The following is a 24049-nucleotide window of genomic DNA, read 5'->3' as shown; positions in this document are numbered from 1 at the left end:
CTGGGGCGCCGACGGAAGTCGGCGCTACTTCTTGTATTTCTTCGGCATCAATGTCTCCAACCGCTCTCGAATCTGCTTTTCGCGGCCATAGCCTTTCGGATCGTAATAGACCTTATCCTCGTAGCTTTCGGGTAGGTAGGCAATCTCATCGGTGAAGCCGCCTTCGTAGCTATGAGCATATTTGTATCCTTCGTGATACCCGAGTTCTTTCATGAGCTTGGTCGGCGCGTTTCGCAGATGCATCGGAACGGGCAGATTCGGGTCGGCCGCGGCGTCGGCCATCGCAGCGTCAATCGCCATGTACGATGCATTCGACTTCGGAGCCATCGCCAGGTACACAACGCATTGTGCGAAGATAATGCGTGACTCCGGCCAGCCGACGGCATGCGTCGCCTGCCAGCAGCTAGTCGCTAGCGAAAGTGCAAACGGATCGGCATTGCCGATGTCTTCCGAGGCTAGAATAATCATGCGTCGCGCGATGAACTCCGGGTCTTCGCCTGCTTCGATCATGCGGGCAAGCCAGTAGAGCGATGCGTTCGGGTCCGAACCCCGCATTGATTTGATAAAGGCGCTGATGATATCGTAGTGCATCTCCCCGCCTTTGTCATAGCGCGATGCCTTGCGCCCGAATGCATTCTCGACGATCTCTTGAGTCAGAACGGCACCACCATCCTCCGTTCGAGGTGCAAGCGAGACCGAAAGCTCCAGTGCAGAGAGCAGCTTTCGTGCGTCGCCGCCACTAAGTGCAAGCAACGAACTCATTGCCGCGTCTGCGAACGAGATCGACAGTCGGTTCAGCTCGGTGTCGTTCTTCAACGCATGGGAAATAACCTCACGGAGCGCGTCCGCCCCGAGTGGTTCAAGCACGTACACCCGTGCTCTCGAGAGCAGAGGCGAAATTACCTCGAACGATGGGTTCTCCGTGGTTGCGCCGATGAGGGTCACAGTTCCGTCTTCGACGGCTCCGAGCAATGCATCCTGCTGCGATTTTGAGAACCGGTGAATTTCGTCGATGAAGAGAATCGAGCGTTTCTTGTTGCGAGCATTTGCCCGACGAGCTTCGTCAATCGTCTCGCGCAATTCCTTGACGCCGGAAGCCACCGCAGAGAGCGCGAAGAAGGCCGCACCGGTCCGTGACGCCAGCGAACGCGCGATCGTCGTTTTGCCTGTACCCGGCGGGCCCCAGAGAATCATCGAGTGGATCGCACCCGATTCCGACATCAGTCGCAGCGGCTTCCCCGGACCGAGCAAATGGGTTTGCCCGACGATATCGTCGATCGTCCGAGGCCGCATTCGCTCGGCAAGCGGCGCGAAGCGGTCGGCCGGCGGGTCGAGTTCGCCGCCAAGCATCGGCTGTGAGTCGGGGTACGGTTGTTTCTTCGCCATAGAGGTGCTCGTGACTATCGTACGTATTAGAAGTACGAACGAGTTCAAGGGGTTGATTGATTCGGGACGTTCGGGCCTAAATACCCACAACGGTGTAAGGATATTGATAGTTGGAGTTACAGCGATATTACCATTTTCGGTGCTTATAATCCTGAAACAAAAGGCAACCTAATGGTTTTTAAACTTAGCTACCCATCCATCGGCGCAGTTGTTGGGACGTGTTGATGCCCAGCGCCGCTGGGCAATTACTGAGAGAGGATATAGATACTTATTATGAAGCGTACGCAATTACCATTCTTATTGATGGCTGTTTGTTTTTCGTTTGTCGTGTTGGCCCCGGGTGTACGGGCACAATCGGCTCTGGAAGAGGAGGAGTTGCTACGCGAGCCGGTCAGCGCCCCGACGAACAGTGGTGTGTTTGGCACATTAAATTCGATCCCGGAAAGCGTTCGCCGTACGAAGCCATTCGCACGTCTGCTCGATGAATTTTCTCGCACGGCAACACCCGAAGGAGCTTCAACAACGGAGGCGCGCCTCTCCGCATTCGAGCAGGCGAAGCAGGATATGTACCGCTCGGCCGGTGTATCGATGAAATCCGTAGGCAGCAAACTTCCGATCTTTGCCGATGCATGGTCGAACATCGGCCCGACCAGCAATGGGAATATTGCGGCCGGTTGTACCAAAGCGTTGGCGTTCGATCCGTCGAACTCGAAGATCATCTATGCGGGCGGAGCAGCCGGTGGAGTATGGAAATCGACGGACGGCGGTTCGTCGTGGCTGCCACTGACGGATAACATCATACCCGACCTTGCGATCAGCTCTATCGCGGTCGATCCTTCGAATACCAAGACGGTCTATGTCGGTACCGGCGACCCTGCGGTCGCGATCGATGCACTCGGCGGCAGCGGGCTCTATAAGACTACCGACGGTGGTGCGACGTGGTCGCGCATCGCCGCCTCGACGTTCAAAGGGACGGTGAACAAAGTATTCGTGCATCCGTCGAATTCGAGTATCGTCTTCGCCACAAGTTATGACGCTTCGAGTCGCGGGTTGTATCGTTCGACCGACGGTGGCGCAACGTTTAGCAAGGTGTTCCCAAGCAGCGGCAATGCAGGCGGCATCATTTGGGATGTGATTAGCGCGCAGACGGTCGGCAATAATCTGATCATGTACTTCGTCGAAGGAAATAATCCCGGTGGATCGTCGGCGGAGTGTGGAGTGTATAAGTCGGTAAACGGCGGATCGACGTGGGCGAAGATAACGAGCGGCGGGCTTCCCGGCGGCAGTTCGATTGGCAAGGCTGCCCTTGGCGTTACGAAATATGACAAAACGCGGGTGTACTGTTTAATGGCAAACCCGAACGGCGATCTCAACGGAGCTGGGCTCTACTTTTCATCCGATGGAGGGACTACGTTCTCCAATATAACAGTACCTTCGACACTCTTCAATGTTGGTGCGGGTGCGCAGGGTTGGTATGATCTGTATCTCGGTGTTGCACCGAGCGCAGCGAGCCACGATACGCTCTATATCGGCGGTGTCGAAGCGTACCGTTCATACAATGGGGGTTCTTCGTGGACCGCATACAGCGATTACGGTTCGCATTCCTATGTCCATGTGGATAATCAGTCGATCGGGATTGACCCGAACAATTCACGCACGGTATTTATCGGTACAGATGGCGGAGTATATAAGTCCGGCAATTCCGGTTCCTCATGGTCATACTCCTCGAACGGCATGATGACGATGCGTGTGTATCACATTGCACTCGATGCCGGTGATTTCAAGAAGACGCTGGCCGGTTTTCAGGATCAGGGATATTGGAAGACGGTCACCGGGCAATCGCCGTCGCAAGTATGGGGTGGCGACGGTTTTCAACCGATCGTCGATCCGACGAACTCGAACATTTGGTATGTCGAAGGTCCGCAAGGCGACCTTATCCGTGTTAACGGCACAACTCCGACGGATATTACTGGCTCGAACTTTGAAGCAAATGCCCCATGGGATGCGCCGTTCCGGATGGCTCCGAAGAACTCGCAAACGCTCTTTACCGGTCGGACGAAGCTGTGGTGGTCGAATAATTCGGGTACAAGTTGGACGGCAGTTTCTCCTGCATTCGGAGGGTATGTTAGCTCGATCGGCCTTTCGCCGTCGGATGCCAACGTGTGGTGGCTTGGTACCTCAGGCGGAGGGGTGAAAGTAACGACGGACGGTGGTGCGAATTGGAACGACGCCTCTACCGGGGTGCCGAAAAATTCGATTCTCTCGATCGTCTGTCATCCGACAAATTCCGATTTTGCCATCATTTCCCTTGCGTCGTACTCACAAGGTAGTGCACGGGTAATGCTGACGACAAACGGCGGCACCTCGTGGACGGATGTCAGCGGTACCTCAGCCGGTCGGTTGCCGGGCGTGCCGGTCAATTGTGTTGCGATCGACTCCACGAACCCGTCGAGCGTATGGTATGCGGCCACGTTCAATGGCATCTACTATACCACGAACGCCGGTGCGAAGTGGACCATCGCGGGTTCGGGGCTCGGTCTTGCAGCTTGTTACGATGTGCAGGTTCATGCCAACGGAAAGACGATCCGTGTAGGAACGCACGGCCGCAGTATTTGGGAAGCGAATACGAATATCCTTCCGGTCGAACTTACCGGACTTACCGCGACAAAGACCTCGAAGGGTACGCAGCTCTCGTGGCGGACCGACAGCGAGATCTCGAATTCCGGGTTCTATATCACGCGCAGTTATAATTATGCCCCATTCGAGCGTATCGGCTTTGTCGAAGGAGCGGGCAACTCGAACACCCAGCGTGATTATGCATTCCTCGATTCGATGTTTGCTCCCGGACACTACACGTACCAGTTGCAGCAAGTCGATCTCGACGGGACGCTGCATCTATCGAATATGGTGGATGTCAGCTATGGGGCGAGTGCACAGGTGCGACTCGATCAGAATTTTCCCAATCCATTTATCGCCAGTGCGACGGCAGCCGGAAGTACGCGCATCCGTTACCAGCTTGCCGATGAGGACGTTGTGACGCTGAACATCTATGCTGCGACGGGCGCGGTTGTTCGGACACTGGTCAATCATCTCACCCAAGCCGGTGGCGAACAGGACGCCTTCTGGGACGGCACCGACGATGCCGGTACGAGCGTCGAAAGTGGAGCATATTTCTATACGCTCGAAACGGCAAGCGGTGCACGGTTGACGAACAAAATGATCTTTGTTCGCAAGTAACGATCGCGAAGGCTATCGTTGATGCACAGACTGTCCTTCTCCCATATTCACATCTTCATGCTTGGGGCGTTGCTGTTCGGCAACGCCAGAAGCACACGTGCGCAAGAGGCGAAGGCCGACCCGAAGCTTCTCTCCGATTCTGCCATCGCGGCAGCAAAGTGGGATATCCAGCCCTCGCCTCGTGGGAACATCATGTACCTCGATGTCCCCTATATCCGGCACGATTCTGTAACCGTACTCACACTAACGGTCTCGAAAGACCGCACCGTCGAGCGACCGGCAGTCGTCAGCATCATGATCCCTGCGCCGGTCGAGCGATCGAAAGACGCATTTCTTGCATTCGCAACCCGGACCACGCATCCTGACGGCTCGCATGGAATGGTGATCGACACAAATACTCGCACGCATGTGACTTATCAAGACTGCAATCCGGAGTTCTGTACCATTCAATTCAAGGATGCGTATAGCAGCGGACGCATTAGCGTCGCGAGTGCGGATCTCTATGCGGACCTGTTGAAATATGATTTTCTGGTGTTGATCTTCTTCGATCCCATGGGCCGCGAAAATGTCGTTGTCCCTCTCTCTACCTTTCGCTCACAATATAAAACGCTCGAATAATATGGTGACGAGATCGGATCTGATCATGCTCGAGGTTACCGATGGGACAGCCATGCAAGCATACTGCGCGCAGCCAGCTGGCGGGCCAATGCGCGCGGGGCTCATCGTCGGCCAGGAGGCATACGGAGTAAATTCACACATTAAAAATATTTGCGACCGACTTGCCGGTGAGGGATATGTCGCGATTGCACCCGAATTCTTACACCGCACAACCGGGCCGGGGTCTGTGTGGACATATACCGACTTCGAATCTGCCCGACCGCATGTGATGGCGCTGACCCAGGAAACGATTGCAGCAGACCTCGCTGCGACATTCCATCATCTGCGGAGCATGAGTAACGAGCCGTTCCCGATCGGCTCGATCGGTTTTTGCATGGGTGGTCGTGTCTCGTTCCTTGCGAACGTCACGCTGCCGATCGTAGCAGGAGTATCGTTCTACGCAGGTGGGATGATGCCGCTCTTACCGCGCGCAAGCGAAGTTCATGCGCCTCATCTCTTCGTATGGGGCGGTCTGGACAAAAGTATTACCCACGAACACGTCGAAGCGGTCGCAGCGGCGATGAAAGGGGCAGGAAAGGAGTTCGTGAGTGCGGAATTCTCGCATGCCGAGCACGGATTTCACTGCGACGAGCGGGCGGCGTATAACCCACGCGCCGCAACAGAAGCGTGGGCACTTTCGATGGCATTTCTTCGAAATCGGCTGCTCGTATAATGCTGATAATATTCGGGTATTCCTGGATGCGGAACAGAGCTGGCAGTCGCGGAGTTTGCAATAGTATAAGGAGACCTCAACCGATTTGAAAGAAACATTCGAGTATTTCCAAACGAACAAGCCGCGTGAACGAGCTGCTATCATTACGCTCGTGCGCTCTCCACAGTCCCGACCCGAAACAGAAGATCACCTCGACGAACTGGAGCGACTTGCCGACACCGCCGGTGCCGATGTGCTCGTGCGCCTGACGCAGGAGCGCCCATTGCCGGATGTTGCGTTATATCTCGGCAAAGGCAAGGTCGAAGAACTTCGGAAACATGTCGAGATGCTTGAACTGCAACTCGTGCTCTTCGATGACGATCTTTCGCCGGTGCAGGTGCGAAACCTGGAGCAGGAATTGAAAGTGAAGGTGCTGGATCGCACGGGCCTTATTCTCGATATCTTCGCCTCACGCGCTCGTACACGCGAAGCAAAGACACAGATCGAGCTGGCGCAGTTGGAGTATTATCTGCCGAGACTGACACGTCAATGGACGCACTTGTCCAAACAATATGGCGGAATCGGCACGAAAGGTCCTGGCGAAACGCAGATCGAAACCGATCGTCGGCTTATCAAAACGCGCATCTCGAAGCTGAAAGAGAAACTGGTTCAGATCGCTCGTCAACACGAGACTCGGCGCGAAGGCCGCAGCGATGAGCTTGCGCGTGTTGCACTCGTTGGCTATACTAACGCCGGGAAGTCGTCACTCCTGAATACGCTCTCGAGTGCAGGTGTGTTCGTCGAAGATCGTCTCTTCGCTACGCTCGACGCAACGACACGGTCGGTAGATGTGCCGGAAGATCGTAAAATTCTGCTGACCGATACGGTGGGTTTTATTCGCAAACTACCCGCGAAACTCGTTGCCTCCTTCCGTACTACACTCAGCGAAGTTGTCGGGGCCGACATTCTCTTGCATGTGGTCGATGCGAGCTCGCTTGATCTTGAAGAGCATATTGCTGTCGTGAACGAAACGATCCAAGAGCTTGGTGCAAGCGACAAGCCCGTGATCTTAGTGTTCAATAAGACCGATTTGGTCGATAAAGAAGACCGAGAACGCCTGAACGAGATTGCCGCCCGATTCCCGCATCATGTGTTTGTAAGCGCAGAGCGAGGGTACGGCATTCCGACGCTCCGCCATGAAATCTCCGTGCTCCTCAACGAAGCGTCAAGCGAAATGGAAGTCGAGGTGCCGATGGATCATTACGAGATCGCATCGCGGTTGCATGAGCTTGCGGAAGTAAAGGAACGTCGCTATACCGACCGGTCGGTGCTCTTGAAATTGCTCGTCCATCGCCGAAATGTCTCTCGCGTCGAACGCTTGCTCGCTCGCGCCGCATAGGGATGTATTAATGCCTGCAAACGTGGTATAGTAATTGTGTGTGTCCCCCGTAGCGACTATTACGGAGGACATGCCATGCGTACTCTCATAACTCTCAGCAGTCTCACACTACTTTCGGTCTGGTTCGCTGTGTGGGCGTATATCGACGAACGAGACGTCAGTCGTTCCGAGTGGAGTTACAAGCGAACGATCGACAGCCTCCGGCATGAGATCCGGATGGGCCCGAAACCGTATTGTATGCAACAACATACCTCGGCACGAACACCGGCAGAACACGATAGTGTCATGCTGTATCTGAGTCATTTCACGCGCGGAGAACTCGCTGAAATACAAGCGAATGTCGTTGAGAATGTTGCCCTGAAAGGCTTTATCGACACACTCGTACAATTCAAAGATTCGCTCGATTACGCACGAGGTATCTCTCCCGATATCGACAACTAAGCCGTAGATTTGTGCGCTTCAGTTTTCAGTTACTGTAGATGCATCTGTACCGACGAATTGGAATTTGTACGATAGCTGTGTCGTGCCTCCTGTTATTGTCCGGTCTCGCTACCGTTCATGCGCAACCGGCATCGGCACGCTATCGGCAGGTATTTCACGATAGCGCTTTCTCAACTGTCAAGATCGTCCGCGATACCGACGGCGGGTACGACCGGGAAGAGCAGATCACGAAGACGGTATCATATCACACGATTCACGAGTGGTCTGGTGATGAAGTACAAAGAATACAGACTTATCTGATCAAGGAAGTCAGCACGCAACGTTCGGCAACGACAATGGAGGGGGAACAGGGGAGTATCGAACTGGTGGCATCCTCGAGTGATGATAACTTCAAGCAGCCGATCTGGAAGAAGTCGATAGAGGCGAATCACATAGATTACGGCAGTGATTACTTGCAGGCGGTTCAGTACGGATGTTGTGGTGCCGAACACGGGTACATGCTCTACCGATACAGCGATGGCAAGAAACTGATGAACCTCAGTTCCGAGCTTGCAACGGTCAGTATCCCCAATCAACGAACGAAGCGCTATATCGGTATCCTCAGCCGCCAAGCCGCACTGCCACAGCCGGATTTTGATTCGGACAAGGCATACTTCGGGCTATTGACCTATATTGACCCAACCACGATGCGGCGGCAACAAGTAGTGATCGAGGATGCACACGGCGGCGATTCTACCGCGTCGACCGAAATATGGTTCGATAGTATTTCCTTTACCCCACGCGCGGCACGTGACCGTGATAACTACCACAAGAAGAACGAGCTCGAGCTGTGGTCAGCTGACGAGAAGAAAGACCCGAACGGGTATGATAATTTCACGATCAATATTACGCTTGCGTGGGACGATGAACCGAATACGATTCGTATTCCAGTAGTGCACGATACCCTCATGATTTCCGGCGTGCATTCGAATACCGTCAGGTTGAAGATGCGATAAGACGGTTGCGATCGTCAGCCAGGCTCCGAGGTCTTGGGGAGCCGGATAGTTGTTGTGCAGTGAGGTTGTGGGTAGCTTTCGGGGTCTTCCTGAACTCTCCGATGCGCAAAAGCGTATAGATAAGCTTCTGGAATGAACGAGGATACAAAGGAGATATCGGTTACGTCGATGGTTCGACAGCGCTACAAGGCGATCGCCAAGGGCGCTGCTACCCGTTCGGCCTTCTACGCCCTGATCGGAGGGCTAACCTTTGTCATTATCCTTGTTCTGAATCTCGTCTCGTATTCGCTGCGGACGATGCAGGGGCTGACGCTGGACGTGGTGCGTACGGCACTGCAACTTCTCACGCTGTTCTTTTTCTCTCGCGCTCTCGATCCGCTTATTTTCCGCTACCGCGATCTCTCTCGCCGAGTAGGGAAACCGGAGGCAAGCACGATCCCGGTGCGGGCACTCCGGTGGTTCGTTGTTGCGCTGGCAGTCGGTGAGTTGTTTTCGTTTCTTCCTGATTTGTTCGTCCTGAAGCTCAATACCGAGTACGAGGCGATGGTCCCGAACACGGTCGTGAGTATCAATATCATGGGGATCGTGTGGCTCACGGGGTTTGCCGCAATCATGGTGGGGTTTGCGAAACTGCTGTTTCTGTGGCAAAAAACCGTGGAGGTACGGCGAAAATTTGTCGCCTGGCTGATCCCGATCGGATTGTTTGGCATCGCCGAATATTTGCGCGATCGTTCGATCCTGGCCGGAGATATGAGCAGCGACATCGCACTCTATGGTCTTCGATTCCTGGTGATCTTTTCCACATTGTTCCTGTGGTTTCGCATTGACTGGATTCCCCACGTCTCTCGCAAAGACAAGAACCGCTTGCTCATCTTCAGTGCACTGGCAGTATTATTGTCCACCAGTGTCTTCATCAGTTATGCGACTGGTCTTACCGGGCACCTCATCGAGCGATACGCGATCCTCTTGCACAGCATCATACTCGTATCGATGCTCGGTATGGCAGCGTACTTTGCCCTGATCTTCTTCACCGCGCTCTTTTCGCTCTCTTCGACCGAACTTGTCGAACGTCGCGCTGCCGAAGTACAATCGCTTGCGAAACTAACTCGCTTCAGCTCGGACGTTCTCACGAGCGAACTTCTGCTCGATATTCCGCGCCTTGCCGACCAGATCACGGCGCTTGCGCGTGAGGCGACAAAATCGGATTGTGCCTGGCTGGTGCTGAACTTCAAACCCGCGTTCGGTGCGGCAACCGGCGATACGCGAGTCTATCGCTCCTTCAATAACATCACGCAGGACATTACGGACTATGTGGTCCGTACACCACATCCGCAGCTTCGCTCGAGCGGTGTACCGAAATCATTGCAGGACGAGCTTGCAACGACGAACAAACCGGTGCTCATTACAACCGGCGACTTACTCTCCGCTTCGCCGTCGGATCCGGAGTTTACACTCGAGACGCTCTCCTCGTTGATTGCAATTCCGTTGCTGCACCGCGATGAATCGCGAGGAGCAATCTACGTTGCAAAAACACATGAATACGGATACGACGATGAGGATGTGACCGTTCTGACGGCATTCAGCGACATCGCATCGCTGGCGCTCGATACCGCAAGGTTGCTTGCCGATTCGATCGAAAAGCAAAAATTCGATGGCGAATTGCGAGCCGCCCGTTCGATGCAACAGAGCCTCCTACCGAGTCGCGTACCCGATGTACCCGGATTCGAGATCAGCGCGATCAGCATTCCGGCATACGAAGTTGGTGGCGATTACTACGATTTTACCGCGTTATGGGACGGTTCGCCGATGGTTGTCATTGGTGACGTTTCGGGCAAGGGAATTTCGGCATCCATCTTTATGGCCGAGATTAAAGGCATTGTGCAGGCGCTGGCGCCGATGATGATGAATCTTCGGGAGTTGTTCGTTGGAACGAACGACGCATTAATGCGTAATATCACCGAACAGGGGTTCCGCCGCGCGTTTGTGACGCTCGCGGCGATCGCATTCAAGGATAATCTCCTGACGTATTCGCGTGCGGGCCACACGCCACTTCTGATCTTCGAGGCGAACGGCGAATACCAATATCTCCAGCCGAAAGGCATGGGTGTAGGGTTTGTTGGAAAGAACATCTTCGATACAGTGCTCGAGCAAAAGCAAATCGCGCTCGACCCCGGCGAAACGCTGATTCTCTTCAGCGATGGCATCACCGAAGTACGAAATGCCGATGGCGAAGAACTCGGATACGTCCGATTCGCCGAGATCGTCCGCGGTGCGCGATTCGAAACGACCGTTGCGAAAATGACCGACCGAATCTTGCGCGATGTCCTGCTCTTCGCAGGCAATGCGCAGTTCACCGACGATGCCACATTTGTGATCATTCGAAAAATATAAGAGGACCGTATGGCGACAACACCGTCACAATTTTCTGTCACCCAGGCTTCGTCGCCCACAAGCGGCGTTGCGGTCGTGGCGCTTTCGGGCCAACTGGATGCACATACTGCGCCGGAGTTCGAGCGATTTCTCGAACAACTCGTACGCCACGGACACGAACATAAGATCGTGCTCGACTTCTCGTCGCTCGAATATATTTCCAGTGCCGGGCTCGGTGTACTCATGGGCTTTATCGAGGAGGTCCGCTCCGACGGCGGTGACATGAAGTTCGGTGCGGTACCCGAGAAGATCTATCACGTACTCGACCTGCTCGGATTTCCGGTCGTCTTTACGATCGCACCGACCGTCGAAGAAGCAGCACGCTCATTTGCATCGTAATGACTGAAGAGATCATCCAATCACGCGTATTCCCGCCGGATACTTCGGTGCTGGCGGAGCTTCGCCGGTTTGTGCTTCAGACGGGCGAGATGCTCGGTCTTGCCGACGAAGCGCTGCGCCAGCTTGCCCTTGCCGTCGATGAAGCCGCAACGAACGTAATCCGTCACGTCGCAAGCCATCATCCATGTTCGATCGGTTGTGCCTGCGAACGCGACCGCGAACACCACGAAGTGATCTACGAGATCACCTGGGAAGATGACAAGCCGTTCAATCCGACCGCACCGGATAAAGAAACAATCTCAAAACGTGTCGAATCCAAGACGCCGGGCGGACTCGGTATCTTCCTCATGCATCATCTCGTCGACGATATCACCTTTGACTATCGCGATGGTAAATGTATCGTCAAACTCATCAAGCGAACGTAATGCCCGCCCTGTGTAACTCTCACGAGATAATCCGATTATCGATATACGACAACTTTAGTCCTTGTTGAGAGGGGGGCTGGTCCTGTATTTTTGCCGTATGCAATAGCAGAAAGAGCATACGATGAACAGAAAGATTGCTGCGTTTGCGTGGCAAATTGTGATGGTCTGCTTCATGTTCTCCACCATTGGCATTCCGACAACACAGAGCGCACTTCATACATCGAAATCCTTGAAACGACCGGCGCCGTCCTCGGGGTCGATTCGTGGGACAGTAACGTTTAGTGGCAAAATCCCAAAGAAGCTAACAATGACAGCCGTCGGCGACGCGGCATGTGGGAAAGAACATCCGCTCGACCGGCTGCTGCTCGGTGCGGGGAACGGTGTGCAATCAACGCTGATATTCATCAAGAATCCGCCGGCTGCTTCGACGACATCGATGAAGCAAGCCTCGATTACCCAGACGAGCTGCCGTTTCTGGCCGCATCTGGTCGTTGCAGCGCGCGGATCGAGCATCGAGTTCAAGAACGAAGATCCCGTGCTGCATAACTGCCATGGATATTTTTATAGCTATGCAGGCAACCGAGCCGAGCGCTCGACCGCATTTAATATTGCGCAGCCAAATGAAGGGCAACGCTCGATGCAAGAACTGCGCAAGCAGGGGATGATCAACGTAGAATGCGATGCGGGGCATACCTGGATGTCCGCGTGGATCTGGGTGACGGCGAATCCGTATGCCGTAGTGACCGACGAACGCGGCTCGTTCTCGCTGGACGGGCTTCCGGCCGGCACGTATACCGTTGTTATGTGGCACGAGGGGTGGGAGCAGAAAGAGTCGGGCGTAGACGGTCGGCCGATCTTTAGTGATCCCGTCGTGCAAGAGCGTGAAGTTGTGGTCGGCGACGGCGCCAGTGCTCAATGTAACTTCGATCTCCGCTAACGGTCGACACGCATATGAATACCCTCCACCCATTCCGAAGATTTCATCCCGGCGTTGTGTTGGCGTGTGCGCTTGTAATAATGCTTATCACCGTCGATGTTCGGGCGATCCCACTGTTTGCCAGGAAGTACGGCACGACATGTTTTACATGCCATACCACACCGCCGCTCCTCAACGATTTTGGCCGCCGATTCCAGGCATCCGGTTTTCAATTGCCCGGTGCCAGCGCTGATCCAACCGCGCAGGTCGATCAGGGACCGTTCCCGCTCGCTCTGGTCGCACATCCGAAGATTGTCACGACAAGCACGAAAAACAATCTGAGCGATTCGAGTGCAGTACGAAAGACAATATTCTCCGGCATCGAACTTGCTCTGTTTAGCACCGGTCAGCTCGGGCCGCATTTTTCATATTTTGCCGAGACACCCGTGGCGATCGCAGGAAGTGACGTCGGTATCGATGTGCTTACTGCCGAAGTGATATGGTCCGATATTCTCGGCGACGGGCTCGGGAATCTGAATCTACGCTTCGGCAAGATGTCGCCGCTCGTCGCGTATCCGGCAAATGTGATCCTCTCGAATGCCGATCCGTTCGTCACATCGTATGCACCGTTCTCGATGGTCGACTCGGAGGTCAATACGTTCATCCTTACCGACCCGATGTTCGGGCTATCGGCATTCGGGCTGCTTCCGCAAGTCTTCGAGGGATTGAGATGGGAAGTCGGATTATACGGCGGCAATCTCAGCGAGATCGACCTTGGAAAGAACAGGGCCGTCTTCGTCGGACTCGATCAAACGATCTACCTCGACAATACACCGCTGCGGTTTGGTCTGAGTTATTTCGGTGGCACACAAACGATCGCCGATGCCCTTACCCCTACAGTACACTGGGATAATGCGACAAACCGAGTCGCCGTGAACATCGAGCTGACCGACCCATGGCTCAAGCGCTTCCAGCTTTGCGGCGAATTTGTGAGGGGCTTCGACGCGAAAGCCGATAGCAGCGGCCATACGGCCAATAGTACTATCGCATTGATCGGGACGAACATTATCATCTTGCCCGAGCGCTTCTATGCCTTTGCCCGCCTCGACTATGCCGAGGCCAAGGAGCTCGGCATCCTCAATCGGCAATTCGATCTTGGAATTCGATATCACGTCCTGCCGAATGTTGTGCTCTCGGCAGGGGCGACGCAATTGGATGAACGACGCATCGGGCTGCTCGATCGTTCGACGACGAGTGCGGTTCTTGGAGTGCTCTTCGGATTCTGATACGACATGATACCGCTTACTATACGTGTAGTCGCGCTTCTGCTTGCCGGTGCCTTCGCGCTGGGAGGAACGACACGTCCGAAGAACCCGGTACAGGTTGTCGAGAACGAGGCCGACCGTGCAGCCAGAGGCAAGGTGTACTTTGAATGGTCATGCTCGCCATGTCATGGGGTAGGAGGTAAAGGCGACGGTCCGATTGCGGCAAACTTGCGCAATCTTCCGCGCGATCTGACACTCGGGGTGTATAAAAACCGTTCGACCGCCAGCGGTCAACTCCCGACCGATTACGATATTTATCGCACGATCACCGCAGGTGTGCACACATCGAGCATGCCGCCGTTCGCACAACTCGATCCGAAGGTGCGGTGGATGCTGGTCGCGTATGTCAAAACTTTATCGACACGGTTTTCGGATTCGGAAGAATATCCACTCGATACCGTCAAGCTCTCAAAACCGCTGCCGGTAACTCCCGCAGGGCTTGCCCAGGGACGCAAGATATACGTTGCAATGAAATGCTACGATTGTCACGGCAACTTTGGCAGAGGTGACGGACCGGCGGCCCCGACGCAGCATGATGATGCCGGACATTATGTGGTTAGTACCGACCTGACCAATCGCTCGGCGTACAAATTTGCATCGAATGTGAGCGATGTCTATCGCATATTCTCGACCGGGCTCAACGGTGTGCCGATGCCGTCGTACACTAATTCGCTCAGCGATGACGAACGCTGGCATCTGGCGAATTACGTGTGGGCACTGCAAAACCATGAACAATATCCGGCGATCGGAGGGATTCAGTAATGTGGATCGTCACGTCACTGGTATCTGTCGCAATGGTGCTTGCTTCGGTGAGGGGAGTCGGTTTTGCGTCGGTGACAGATCCGCCGGAGCATCTGAAGATGCGCCCCTTGGCCGATATCAAAATCATTGACCGGGGGCGTACGGTCTTTCGACTCTCCTGCGCACCCTGTCATGGGACAGGAGGAAAAGGCGACGGACCGATGGCAGCGAACATGGTACGTGTTCCAACGGATCTGACAAAAGGTGTCTTTGCGAATCGTTCGACGATCTGCGGTGAGTTGCCGCTCGACTACGATATTTACCATACGGTAACGAGTGGAATTCACAATACGGCAATGCCGTCGTTCTCGTCGCTTTCGCCGGAAGATCGTCTGGCAATACTCGAATTCATTCGCAGCATTGCTCCGAAATTTCGTGATACGTTTTGGTACCCCATCATCCCGGTCGATTTCGACGATCAAGTCCCAATGGATGCAGAAAGTATTACCCGTGGGAAAGCAGTATATATTCAGGCGAAGTGCGGATCGTGCCATGGGCCGGAAGGGAAGGGAGACAGCCCAGCCGTTGGAGTACCGAATACCTTGGGCAAGGTGATGGTCAAGAGCGACCTGACGAACCGATCCGACTACCGGTTCTCGACGGATGTCCGTGACCTGTACCGCATTTTCTCCTCCGAACTCGATGCTCGCAAACTCAGCCCCCATGAGCGGTGGGACCTCTCGAACTATGTCTGGTCGCTGCGCACAGGCGATGCTGCGCATCCTCCTCGCCGTTGAATATAGCTTCAGCAATGTACTGCCGCGTCGGGTGTTTTCGCCCCGGCTGACCCCCTCGGTTTCGTATATTTGTAGCTTAGAGTAAAAGGAGACCAAACGGTGTCACACGATCATTCCGGAAAATCGAGTTTAGAGCGTCATAACGAGGAAATGCGCGTCGGCGGGTTCTCCCGCTGGCTCTTCGGTGCAGGCGGCGGCACGGTCGTCCCGACCCCGACTGCCGCAAAGCATGCCCACCATGACGCCCCGCACGTTAGCGAGGAGTTTAAGGGCTTTTTCAAGGATGCTCCGGAGAGTACGGATTCCGAGTACCAGAAAATCCGTCGCGAGCGTACGGTCAGCGCTGATCTTTCGCAGATCAATATTCCGGAAGGCTATGTCCCGATCACATTCGTCGAAGACGATATTGTCGTGATCGCCGAGAAAGGCTCGAATCTTCGGCAGGTCTGTCTTGAGAATAGTGTTCCGCTATACTCGGACGTGATGACCCTTTTGAATTGCCGAGGCCTGGGGCTCTGCACGTCGTGTCGCGTGTCGGTCGATCCGGCAGACGGGATCAGCCAGCCGACAGCGATGGAGAAGGTCCATCTGATCCGTGATAATCCGAAATACCGCCTCGCTTGTCAGTGCGAAGTCACAGGACCGGTAAAAGTCAGCACGAAGCCGGCTCGTGACTACGGCCACTTGATGCGCAACTTTGTCCGTAATATCTCACTCTTTGGAGTGTTTACGGTGATCATGTTGCTTGTCTTGACCGTCATCGGTTTCGATGTGGTTGGGAAGTGGTTCTAAGTTGTGTAGAACATGATCTTGAAAGGGTAGGCGATGAGCCTGCCCTTTTTTATTCTCTTCACATTCCGCAACGACATTGCAAGGACACCAGACCCGCACTCATACTGTTTTCAAACCGATACGAGGACTGGTCTCGTAGTTCAGATGGATAGAACACCAGTTTCCTAAACTGGGTGTCGCAGGTTCAAGTCCTGCCGAGACCACACATGGCAACACGCATATCCCATCTTGGCATTGCTGTCAAAGATCTTGCAGCGGCTGAATCGTTGTTCGCGAAGCTGTTGGGCTCCGGCGAGATTCACCACGAGATCGTCGAAGACCAGCAGGTTCGCATCGCCTCGTTCAAAGTGGGCGAAAGCGTCATCGAGTTGACGGCGCCACTCTCGGAGTCGTCCCCGATCTCGAAATTCCTTGAGAAACGTGGCGAGGGCATCCATCACATGGCGCTCGAAGTGGATGATGTTGCCGCCGAACTTACCCGTTTGAAGGCCGAGGGGGTGCAATTGATCGACGAGGCTCCGCGACCCGGTGCGCATGAAATGCAGATTGCATTTTTGCATCCGAAGTCGACGAACGGTGTGCTCGTAGAATTGTGCCAGCATACGAAATAACCCTCAGCGAGTCTTGGCTCTCCCGTGATAATCGATTACCGTGACTGACTACCACCCACTTCCGATCTATAACGGCGACGACGATGACGTTGCCGGGTTCGACGATGAGTTCGAACAGGAAGAGGACGCCCTCGACATCGCCGAGGGTGCCGAGCAATTTCGTCTGGCGGTGACGATTGACGACATCCGCCTTGAGGAAAAGCTCGAAGGGCTGCCGAAGAACCCCGGTGTGTACCAGTACAAGAACGCCGCTGGCAAAGTCATCTATGTCGGCAAGGCAAAGAATCTGAAGAATCGCGTCCGTTCCTATTTTCAAAACTATCGTCGCGGCGCAGGCGATGCGAAGCTCAGAGCACTCGTCGAGAAGATCGCCGATGTCGAGCTGATTCTGACCGATAGCGATGTCGAGGCCCTCATTCTTGAGAATACGCTGATCAAAAAGCTGAAGCCTCGGTATAACGTCAATCTTCGTGATGACAAAACCTATCCGTGGGTGTGCATCACGAACGAGCCGTATCCCAAAGTATTTCCGACCCGCCGCAAACGTCATGACGGTTCTAAATATTTCGGTCCGTATACCGACGGGACGATGTTGCACTATGTGCTTCGCACATTGCGCGACATCTTTCCGTTGCGTACGTGCGAGTATGCGATCGATGCCGATTTCATCGCCCGAAAAAGGGCGCGCGTCTGTCTTGAATATCACATCAAACGCTGCGAAGGTCCGTGCGAAGGACTGGTAAGCCAGGAATCGTATGCTGCAATGATCAAGAAGGTCAGGCAATTCCTTGCCGGCCGCACACGCGATCTTGAAAAAGCACTTCGCGAAGAAATGCATCGGCATGCGGAGGAGATGCGCTTCGAAGAAGCAGCGAAGGTCCGAGACCAGATCACGATTCTTGCCGAGTATTCGAACAAGCAGAAAGTACTCAGCGAGGAACACACCGACCGCGACATCTTTGCCACAAGCGCGGATGACGATGATGCATGTGGTGTCGTCTTCAAAGTCCGCGACGGCAAACTTGTCGGTAAGCAGCAATTCTTTTTTACCGGTACCGAAGGCAAAAACGAACAGGAAATTCTCGAGGCACTGCTCGAGCGGTTTTATTCTACTACCGATTACATCCCTGAAGAAATATTCCTTCCGGTAGAACTTGAGGATACCGAAACGGTCGAGAAGTGGCTTGCACGTCGTTCGCGCGAACTCTCGAACGACGAAGACGCCGGCGCGATGAAGCCTCCGAAACTCATTGTGCCGAAGATCGGCGATAAGGTAAAACTTGTCGCGATGGCAGCAACGAACGCGAAATTCCTGCTTGGCGAGATCAAGATCCAAAAGCTCAAGCAAAGCGACTTTACTCCGCATGCCGTGAAGGCGTTGCAACGCGATCTGCATCTGTCAAAGCTGCCGAAGCATATCGAGTGCTTCGATAATTCTCATTTGCAGGGCACCGAGTACGTCAGCTCAATGGTCTACTTCGAGAACGGCAAACCGAAGAAGAATGAGTACCGGAAGTACAAACTTCGTACGATCGAAGGGAATGATGACTTCGCCGCGATGCGCGAAGTGGTCATGCGCCGGTACGGCCGTCTGCTCGATGAGAATGCAGAACTTCCGGATCTCATCATTATCGACGGCGGCAAAGGCCAATTGTCCAGTGCATACGAAGTATTGAGCGGCCTGGGGCTGAAGGATATTCCGGTTATCGGTCTTGCAAAACGGCTCGAAGAAGTATTCACCGTCGGTTCGAGCGAATCAATTCTGTTGCCACGTACGTCGAGCAGCTTGAAGTTATTACAGCATATTCGCGACGAGGCGCACAATTTTGCAATCACGTATCATCGTGTTCTGCGCGAAAAGCGTACGATCCGTACCGAACTCATGCAGATCCCTGGCATCGGGAAGAAGACGGCGATGAAATTATTAGAAGTCTTCGGTTCGGTTGATGGCGTACGGCATACCTCCGAGCCCGAGCTGGTGAGCGCTGTCGGCTTGAAGGCCACCAAACAGATTATTCAATATTTCAAAGAACAGGAGGCTATCGCACGTGCCCACAGCGATCACGATTCCAACTGAGGGCATCGTTCTCGGCATCGAGAGCTCGTGCGATGAAACGAGTGCGGCCGTGCTGCGCGGCGGCGAACTGGCATCGGTTGTGATATCGTCGCAGCTATTTCATTCACAGTATGGCGGTGTTATTCCCGAGCTTGCATCGCGCGCGCATTTGAAGACAATCGTACCGATCGTCGAAGAAGCGCTTGCGAAGGCCTCGCTGCATACGTCGGATCTGACTGCCATTGCTGTGACGAATGCCCCGGGGCTTCTCGGTGCGCTGCTCGTGGGGACAAATTTTGCGAAGGGACTTTCGATGTCGCTCGGTGTCCCGCTTGTCGGCGTGCATCATATCGAAGCGCATATCTTTAGTGCGTTGCTTGAACACGAACGACCCGAACTGCCATTTCTTGCGCTTGTCGTGAGCGGAGGTCATACGCTGCTTGTCGTGGTCGAGAATATCGGCACGTACCGTATTATCGGCAAAACACTTGACGATGCGGCGGGCGAAGCATTCGATAAAGTCGGCAAGATGCTGGGCCTCGGATATCCAGCAGGCCCGGTGATCGACAACCTTTCAAACGAAGGCGACGACTCCTTCGTCTCGTTTCCGAGGCCAATGATGCATGATGACTCGTATGATTTTAGTTTTAGCGGCATCAAGACGTCGGTCTTGTATTATCTTCGGGACAATCCTGATGTTATTGCAGCGCATCTTCACGATATTGCTGCATCGTTTCAGCGGGCGGTCGTCGATGTGCTGGTTGCCAAGACGTTACGAGCGGCGAAGGAATTTGGCCTGCGCGATATTGTCTGCGTCGGGGGCGTCAGTGCGAACAGCTTGCTACGCTCGGAGTTACAGAAAGCGGTAGAGAAGTGCAATCGACGCTTCCTTACCACACGGCCATTACTCTCGACCGATAATGCGGCAATGATAGCGATGCTCGGCGCGTTAAAACTTGCCGCCGGCGAGCGTGCCCCACTCTCACTAACCGCGCAAGCCCGAGCTACATTACCCGGATGATCAAGGCGAGTCTCATCGGACATACCATCGAGGTATTTGCGAAGTTTACCGAACGACCGACGCTGCCGTCGGATATTATCATTCGCGATTTTTTTCGCGACCGAAAATATCTCGGCTCGACGGATCGCCGTTTTATCGGTGAAGTCTATTTCGGAACGATCAAACATTATCTGCGGCTCGAAGCAGTGGCCCAGGATGCACTGAAGACGAAGTTCAATCATCCACAGCTTGTCGTTTCCGCATATCTGCTGGCCTTCAAAAACGAACGGCCGCCGGAGTTGCAGAAAATTATCGAGACGCTCGGCAACAGTTTCGCTCGTACCTATCCGCTCGATGTCTTCGAGAAGATGGCAGACCGTAAACGCGAAGAGCGACGCCTGAAGCAACTCAAACCTGCCGAACGGCTCGCACTCTACTATTCCTTCCCGATCTGGTTTGCTGAAGTGCTCGAGAAGGATTACGGCCCCGATCAGGTCGAGCCGATCCTGCGATCGCTCAACGAAGAGGCGCCGACCGTCTTACGAGCCAATCGCATCTTCGTTGGCCGCGACGAACTCAAGAAGGAGCTCGATGATCTCGGTATCCAAACAACGACGTCAGCTATTGCCGAGGATGCGTTGATCCTCTCCAAACGTCTCAATGTCTGGGACCTCAAGCCGTTCAAGCAAGGACATCTCGAAGTGCAGGACGAAGGCAGCCAGCTTGTCGCGCCGTTTGCGAAGATCACCTCGAATCGTATTCGCGTCCTCGATGCATGTGCCGGGGCGGGGGGGAAGTCGCTGCACTTTGCCAGTTTGCTTAAGAGTCACGGTGAGATATTTTCGACCGATGTCGATTCCCGTAAGCTCGACGAGATGCGGAAACGAGTCGTGCGAAGTAATGCGCAGAATATCCGCATTGTCAAACCCGACAAACAAGATGCGATGCTCGGCCCGAAGGTGTTCGGGACGTTCGATGTCGTTCTGCTCGACGTACCGTGTAGCGGTACCGGGACCATCCGCCGCAACCCGAGCATCAAGTGGCGTCTGAGCGATGAGATGCATGACGAACTGATCGCCAAGCAACGTAGTATTCTCGAACGAAATGCACCGTACGTCAAATCGCGCGGCGTACTGCTATATTCAACGTGTTCGCTGCTGAGAAGCGAAAGTGAAGATCAAGTTCGCTGGTTCACCGAACTCCATCCCGAGTTTACGCTGGAAGAAGAACGCCGTGTTCGTCCGGATATCGAAGGGGCAGACGGATTTTTCGTGGCTCGTCTGCGACGGGCCTGAATCTTATCCTTGCAATCTCGACATGATGCTGTTCCAATGACCGAGCATATCGTTACGCTCGTCGTCGGTATACGACATCAACGCTTTCGGTAAATGCTCGTGCCAGGCTGCTTCCAATTGTTCGAGCGATTTTCCAAAGTATGCTCTGAAGGTCGTGCTGGTCACATCGTCGTCGCATTTCGAGAATGTCGTGACCCGATCGTCCGACGCCGTATCGCCGAGATAGACCAAAAATGCTCCGGCGAGGACTCGACGCTCCAGATCCGAAGAGAACCGGACACTTTGCCATGCATAGCTGAGTGACGGCAGAAACGACCGTGCGATCACGTGATGTGCGATGACATCCGGCTCGGCTCCGAAGAACGGATGCGTCAGGCGATGATGTGCGATGCGCTCGGCGACGAACGTGGCGTAGGCATCTTCGAGCATTGCCCAACCCGGCGTGATGCCGTAGTGCTTGAGGTAGCGATGAAACCTCGTTGCATGCACCACCATCGGGATCAGCTCTGCTTCCGCCGAGAGCGTCATCGAACGGACGATATACACCGACCGCTCGCCGACATTGAAGTGTGTCGCGGCTTTTCGCCCAAGCAACGACGGGCTGCGCAGATCGCACAAGTACACCGGCACCCGGTCGAAGAATCCTTCGTGCGTCATTGCAAAGACCGCACGATACGCATCGTCGAGCATCACGGCAAGCGTCGCGGCTTCTTTTTCGTGATAGCAGATCCGATCGTAATACACGTTGAAATGGCGCGACGGGAGGTTGCCCCACTGTACCCGAGCACGGACTTCGGTATCCGAGATCGCGACAAGCGGACGTTCGGTGAACGTTACTCCGCCGGTCGAACTCGTCGGCGGTTCGTGTCGAAGGGAAGTTGCGCGCCCGGTGACAAATCCAGCATATTGAGTGGCATTGATATTCCCTGATCCTACTGTGTGTTCCATACTGATCCCTCCTAAAAGCCCGCGAATACAAACTCAATCACCGAGCGCAAAACTGCTTACATGAAATGTACGAAAAAATTTTCGCACTTGCAAGAGGAATGATACAGCAATATTATTATGTCAAAAAGTGGGTGTTTTCGTTCCCATTCTGTTCCCGTCACCAGCGAGGTGCCAATGTGCGGGATTAGGTCTGTAAGTGCACATATCATCAACAACATAATTGTGCACACACCCGGGCAACTGAGTACCTGAGCGGAAGAATTGGGAGCTTGCGGTCTGAGTATATGTGGATCTGCATTTCAATGGATATTTTGAATCTGTGACGCCTGGTGCCCGTCATTTCAAAGACAAGATACATGATAAGAATGGCTCCGTCAAGGTGCCCATGAAAAAGTTAATATTCCGAGCACCTGGGCTGATTGTAGAGACGCGCATATGCGCGTCTCCGCTGTCGGCCTGTTCTTGCTTTCTGGAAGATCCGCACCGCCCGGGACAACCACCCCACCCCTCCTCGTAGAGGAGGGGCAACTGTTCTTCCTTGCTTGCGCCGATTTGAAATTATTGGCAGTACCTTGAATTCAGCGTCAGCAAAGACAATAAGAGAGCCCCTCCTCTGCGAGGAGGGGGTGGGGTGGTTCTTTGGTGCACCACTCAATCAATCATTGGTACTTTCCGAACGATGAGACGCGCATATGCGCGTCTCTACATTCAACCACCTGTCATTCTGACCCTGAGCAACGCGAAGGGGAAGAATCCCTTCGGCGGAGCTTCACAACCCTCACGGTATCCTGCATCCCCTCCGTGATTCTCTCATCTCTTTAAACAATTGAGATGCGCAGCGAACAATGCGACATGCACCTGTTGTCTTGTAATCACTACGCTCCGGCCGGAGCGATGTTGTTCTGATCTCGCCTTATCGTTGGACCGTGATCGAACCGGTAGCTCTACCTTGCGTGGTGGACAAGGTGAAATAATACACTCCATTCGGAAGCAACGTCCCGTCGAACGGCTGTGTGTGCGTTCCGGCATCCTGAATTTGTGGAGCGGTGCTGGAGACGATAACGCCTCGCGCATCGGTGAAGGTACACGAGACCGTAGTCGCCGAAGGCAGCACATACTGAATCGTGGAAGCCCCCGGAGTGGGGTTTGGATAGACCTGGACACTCAGATCGATCATTGGTTGCGGTGGCACACCCGATGGGAGACCGCCGGTGGTCGTTCGGTAGATGTTCCCATCCGCGCAGGCCAACACTACGCTATCGTTAAGCATCGCAATCCCTGTCAATGGCGGTGCCACAAAGTCGTACCGTGTCCAACTCATCCCCCCATCATTGGTTACGGCGAAAAGCTCTCGCAAGGTGCTCAAACCACCAGCTATTACACCGTGTAAAGAATCTGAGAATGAGATATGGTCTAACACACTGCTTGCAACACCAATGATTGTCGTATCCCAGTGCTCCCCATAATCACTTGATCGGGCGGCTAACCCTTCTGAAGTACCGACGACAATTAGACCTCGAGATGGACAAAAACAGGCGGTTAGTTGATGTGGTATTCCGGTGTACACCTGATTCCATGTAAGCCCCGCATCGGTTGACTTCTCGCAG

21 protein-coding genes and 1 tRNA gene are annotated in these 24049 nt (G+C 54.2%); 19 read left to right on the top strand and 3 right to left on the bottom strand.

Going from position 1 to position 24049, the window contains the following annotated elements:
• Nucleotides 1-24: 24 nt before the first annotated feature.
• The gene (locus JSS75_14585; GenBank protein ID MBS1904929.1) at nucleotides 25-1350 is read right to left on the bottom strand and encodes a replication-associated recombination protein A; all 1326 of its coding nucleotides are present in this window, start codon (nucleotides 1348-1350) and stop codon (nucleotides 25-27) included.
• A 309-nt stretch (nucleotides 1351-1659) separates the two neighbouring features.
• Between JSS75_14585 and JSS75_14580 the strand changes: the two genes are divergently transcribed.
• The 19 genes from JSS75_14580 to JSS75_14490 all read left to right on the top strand — a co-directional run bounded on the left by JSS75_14580 (nucleotide 1660) and on the right by JSS75_14490 (nucleotide 21494).
• Complete coding sequence (locus JSS75_14580) at nucleotides 1660-4623, top strand: hypothetical protein (protein MBS1904928.1); 2964 nt, start codon at nucleotides 1660-1662, stop codon at nucleotides 4621-4623.
• A gap of 21 nt (nucleotides 4624-4644) precedes the next feature.
• Entirely contained in the window at nucleotides 4645-5241 is a 597-nt protein-coding gene (locus JSS75_14575; GenBank protein ID MBS1904927.1) for a hypothetical protein, read from the top strand.
• A gap of 1 nt (nucleotide 5242) precedes the next feature.
• A complete protein-coding gene (locus JSS75_14570; GenBank protein MBS1904926.1) occupies nucleotides 5243-5953 on the top strand; it encodes a dienelactone hydrolase family protein in 711 nt (236 codons plus the stop codon).
• An 85-nt stretch (nucleotides 5954-6038) separates the two neighbouring features.
• Nucleotides 6039-7331: a GTPase HflX gene (gene hflX, locus JSS75_14565; GenBank protein MBS1904925.1), complete on the top strand. Its 1293-nt coding sequence runs from the start codon at nucleotides 6039-6041 to the stop codon at nucleotides 7329-7331.
• Between the two features lie 75 nt (nucleotides 7332-7406).
• Nucleotides 7407-7772 carry a hypothetical protein gene (locus JSS75_14560; GenBank protein ID MBS1904924.1) on the top strand — a complete coding sequence of 122 codons (366 nt, stop codon included), beginning with the start codon at nucleotides 7407-7409 and terminating at the stop codon, nucleotides 7770-7772.
• Nucleotides 7773-7849: 77 nt separating this feature from the next.
• Nucleotides 7850-8767, top strand: coding sequence for a hypothetical protein (locus tag JSS75_14555; protein MBS1904923.1), 918 nt, complete (start codon nucleotides 7850-7852; stop codon nucleotides 8765-8767).
• Nucleotides 8768-8899: 132 nt separating this feature from the next.
• Complete coding sequence (locus JSS75_14550; GenBank protein MBS1904922.1) at nucleotides 8900-11158, top strand: SpoIIE family protein phosphatase; 2259 nt, start codon at nucleotides 8900-8902, stop codon at nucleotides 11156-11158.
• A 9-nt stretch (nucleotides 11159-11167) separates the two neighbouring features.
• Nucleotides 11168-11536 carry an STAS domain-containing protein gene (locus tag JSS75_14545; GenBank protein ID MBS1904921.1) on the top strand — a complete coding sequence of 123 codons (369 nt, stop codon included), beginning with the start codon at nucleotides 11168-11170 and terminating at the stop codon, nucleotides 11534-11536.
• Nucleotides 11536-11961, top strand: coding sequence for an ATP-binding protein (locus tag JSS75_14540; GenBank protein MBS1904920.1), 426 nt, complete (start codon nucleotides 11536-11538; stop codon nucleotides 11959-11961). The genes JSS75_14545 and JSS75_14540 overlap by 1 nt, the downstream gene beginning before the upstream one ends.
• Before the next feature lie 121 nt (nucleotides 11962-12082).
• On the top strand, nucleotides 12083-12898 hold the full coding sequence (locus JSS75_14535) for a hypothetical protein (protein MBS1904919.1): 816 nt from the start codon (nucleotides 12083-12085) through the stop codon (nucleotides 12896-12898).
• 80 nt (nucleotides 12899-12978) lie between these two features.
• Complete coding sequence (locus tag JSS75_14530) at nucleotides 12979-14163, top strand: hypothetical protein (GenBank protein ID MBS1904918.1); 1185 nt, start codon at nucleotides 12979-12981, stop codon at nucleotides 14161-14163.
• Nucleotides 14164-14169: 6 nt separating this feature from the next.
• The gene (locus JSS75_14525; protein ID MBS1904917.1) at nucleotides 14170-14964 is read left to right on the top strand and encodes a c-type cytochrome; all 795 of its coding nucleotides are present in this window, start codon (nucleotides 14170-14172) and stop codon (nucleotides 14962-14964) included.
• Nucleotides 14964-15740, top strand: a complete 777-nt coding sequence (locus tag JSS75_14520) for a c-type cytochrome (protein ID MBS1904916.1) — start codon at nucleotides 14964-14966, stop codon at nucleotides 15738-15740. Before JSS75_14525 ends, JSS75_14520 begins: the two co-directional genes overlap by 1 nt.
• Nucleotides 15741-15839: 99 nt before the next feature.
• On the top strand, nucleotides 15840-16532 hold the full coding sequence (locus JSS75_14515) for a (2Fe-2S)-binding protein (GenBank protein ID MBS1904915.1): 693 nt from the start codon (nucleotides 15840-15842) through the stop codon (nucleotides 16530-16532).
• A gap of 129 nt (nucleotides 16533-16661) precedes the next feature.
• Nucleotides 16662-16735: transfer RNA gene (locus tag JSS75_14510), tRNA-Arg, on the top strand.
• A gap of 3 nt (nucleotides 16736-16738) precedes the next feature.
• A complete protein-coding gene (mce, locus tag JSS75_14505; GenBank protein ID MBS1904914.1) occupies nucleotides 16739-17143 on the top strand; it encodes a methylmalonyl-CoA epimerase in 405 nt (134 codons plus the stop codon).
• 163 nt (nucleotides 17144-17306) lie between these two features.
• On the top strand, nucleotides 17307-19220 hold the full coding sequence (locus JSS75_14500) for an excinuclease ABC subunit C (protein ID MBS1904913.1): 1914 nt from the start codon (nucleotides 17307-17309) through the stop codon (nucleotides 19218-19220).
• Nucleotides 19210-20220, top strand: coding sequence for a tRNA (adenosine(37)-N6)-threonylcarbamoyltransferase complex transferase subunit TsaD (gene tsaD, locus JSS75_14495; GenBank protein ID MBS1904912.1), 1011 nt, complete (start codon nucleotides 19210-19212; stop codon nucleotides 20218-20220). Before JSS75_14500 ends, tsaD begins: the two co-directional genes overlap by 11 nt.
• Nucleotides 20217-21494: a methyltransferase domain-containing protein gene (locus JSS75_14490; GenBank protein MBS1904911.1), complete on the top strand. Its 1278-nt coding sequence runs from the start codon at nucleotides 20217-20219 to the stop codon at nucleotides 21492-21494. Before tsaD ends, JSS75_14490 begins: the two co-directional genes overlap by 4 nt.
• A 3-nt stretch (nucleotides 21495-21497) precedes the next feature.
• Here JSS75_14490 and JSS75_14485 read toward each other — a convergent pair whose 3' ends face one another.
• Both JSS75_14485 and JSS75_14480 read right to left on the bottom strand, forming a co-directional pair.
• On the bottom strand, nucleotides 21498-22442 hold the full coding sequence (locus JSS75_14485) for a hypothetical protein (protein ID MBS1904910.1): 945 nt from the start codon (nucleotides 22440-22442) through the stop codon (nucleotides 21498-21500).
• Nucleotides 22443-23355: 913 nt separating this feature from the next.
• Nucleotides 23356-23763, bottom strand: a complete 408-nt coding sequence (locus tag JSS75_14480) for a T9SS type A sorting domain-containing protein (protein MBS1904909.1) — start codon at nucleotides 23761-23763, stop codon at nucleotides 23356-23358.
• Nucleotides 23764-24049: the final 286 nt, after the last annotated feature.

The organism is Bacteroidota bacterium (assembly GCA_018266755.1).
Classification (GTDB): Bacteria; Bacteroidota; Ignavibacteria; order Palsa-1295; family Palsa-1295; genus JAFDZW01.
Note: the sequence above shows the minus strand (reverse complement) of the source record. Positions and strands in the feature narration are given on the sequence as shown.

Coding starts and splice junctions, on each gene's coding strand:
- JSS75_14585 (MBS1904929.1), bottom strand. CDS start 1,350: ATGCTTGGCGGCGAACTCGACCCGCCGGCCGACCGCTTCGCGCCGCTT.
- JSS75_14580 (MBS1904928.1), top strand. CDS start 1,660: ATGAAGCGTACGCAATTACCATTCTTATTGATGGCTGTTTGTTTTTCG.
- JSS75_14575 (MBS1904927.1), top strand. CDS start 4,645: ATGCACAGACTGTCCTTCTCCCATATTCACATCTTCATGCTTGGGGCG.
- JSS75_14570 (MBS1904926.1), top strand. CDS start 5,243: ATGGTGACGAGATCGGATCTGATCATGCTCGAGGTTACCGATGGGACA.
- JSS75_14560 (MBS1904924.1), top strand. CDS start 7,407: ATGCGTACTCTCATAACTCTCAGCAGTCTCACACTACTTTCGGTCTGG.
- JSS75_14550 (MBS1904922.1), top strand. CDS start 8,900: ATGAACGAGGATACAAAGGAGATATCGGTTACGTCGATGGTTCGACAG.
- JSS75_14545 (MBS1904921.1), top strand. CDS start 11,168: ATGGCGACAACACCGTCACAATTTTCTGTCACCCAGGCTTCGTCGCCC.
- JSS75_14540 (MBS1904920.1), top strand. CDS start 11,536: ATGACTGAAGAGATCATCCAATCACGCGTATTCCCGCCGGATACTTCG.
- JSS75_14535 (MBS1904919.1), top strand. CDS start 12,083: ATGAACAGAAAGATTGCTGCGTTTGCGTGGCAAATTGTGATGGTCTGC.
- JSS75_14530 (MBS1904918.1), top strand. CDS start 12,979: ATGCTTATCACCGTCGATGTTCGGGCGATCCCACTGTTTGCCAGGAAG.
- JSS75_14525 (MBS1904917.1), top strand. CDS start 14,170: ATGATACCGCTTACTATACGTGTAGTCGCGCTTCTGCTTGCCGGTGCC.
- JSS75_14520 (MBS1904916.1), top strand. CDS start 14,964: ATGTGGATCGTCACGTCACTGGTATCTGTCGCAATGGTGCTTGCTTCG.
- mce (MBS1904914.1), top strand. CDS start 16,739: ATGGCAACACGCATATCCCATCTTGGCATTGCTGTCAAAGATCTTGCA.
- JSS75_14490 (MBS1904911.1), top strand. CDS start 20,217: ATGATCAAGGCGAGTCTCATCGGACATACCATCGAGGTATTTGCGAAG.
- JSS75_14485 (MBS1904910.1), bottom strand. CDS start 22,442: ATGGAACACACAGTAGGATCAGGGAATATCAATGCCACTCAATATGCT.
- JSS75_14480 (MBS1904909.1), bottom strand. CDS start 23,763: ATGAGTTGGACACGGTACGACTTTGTGGCACCGCCATTGACAGGGATT.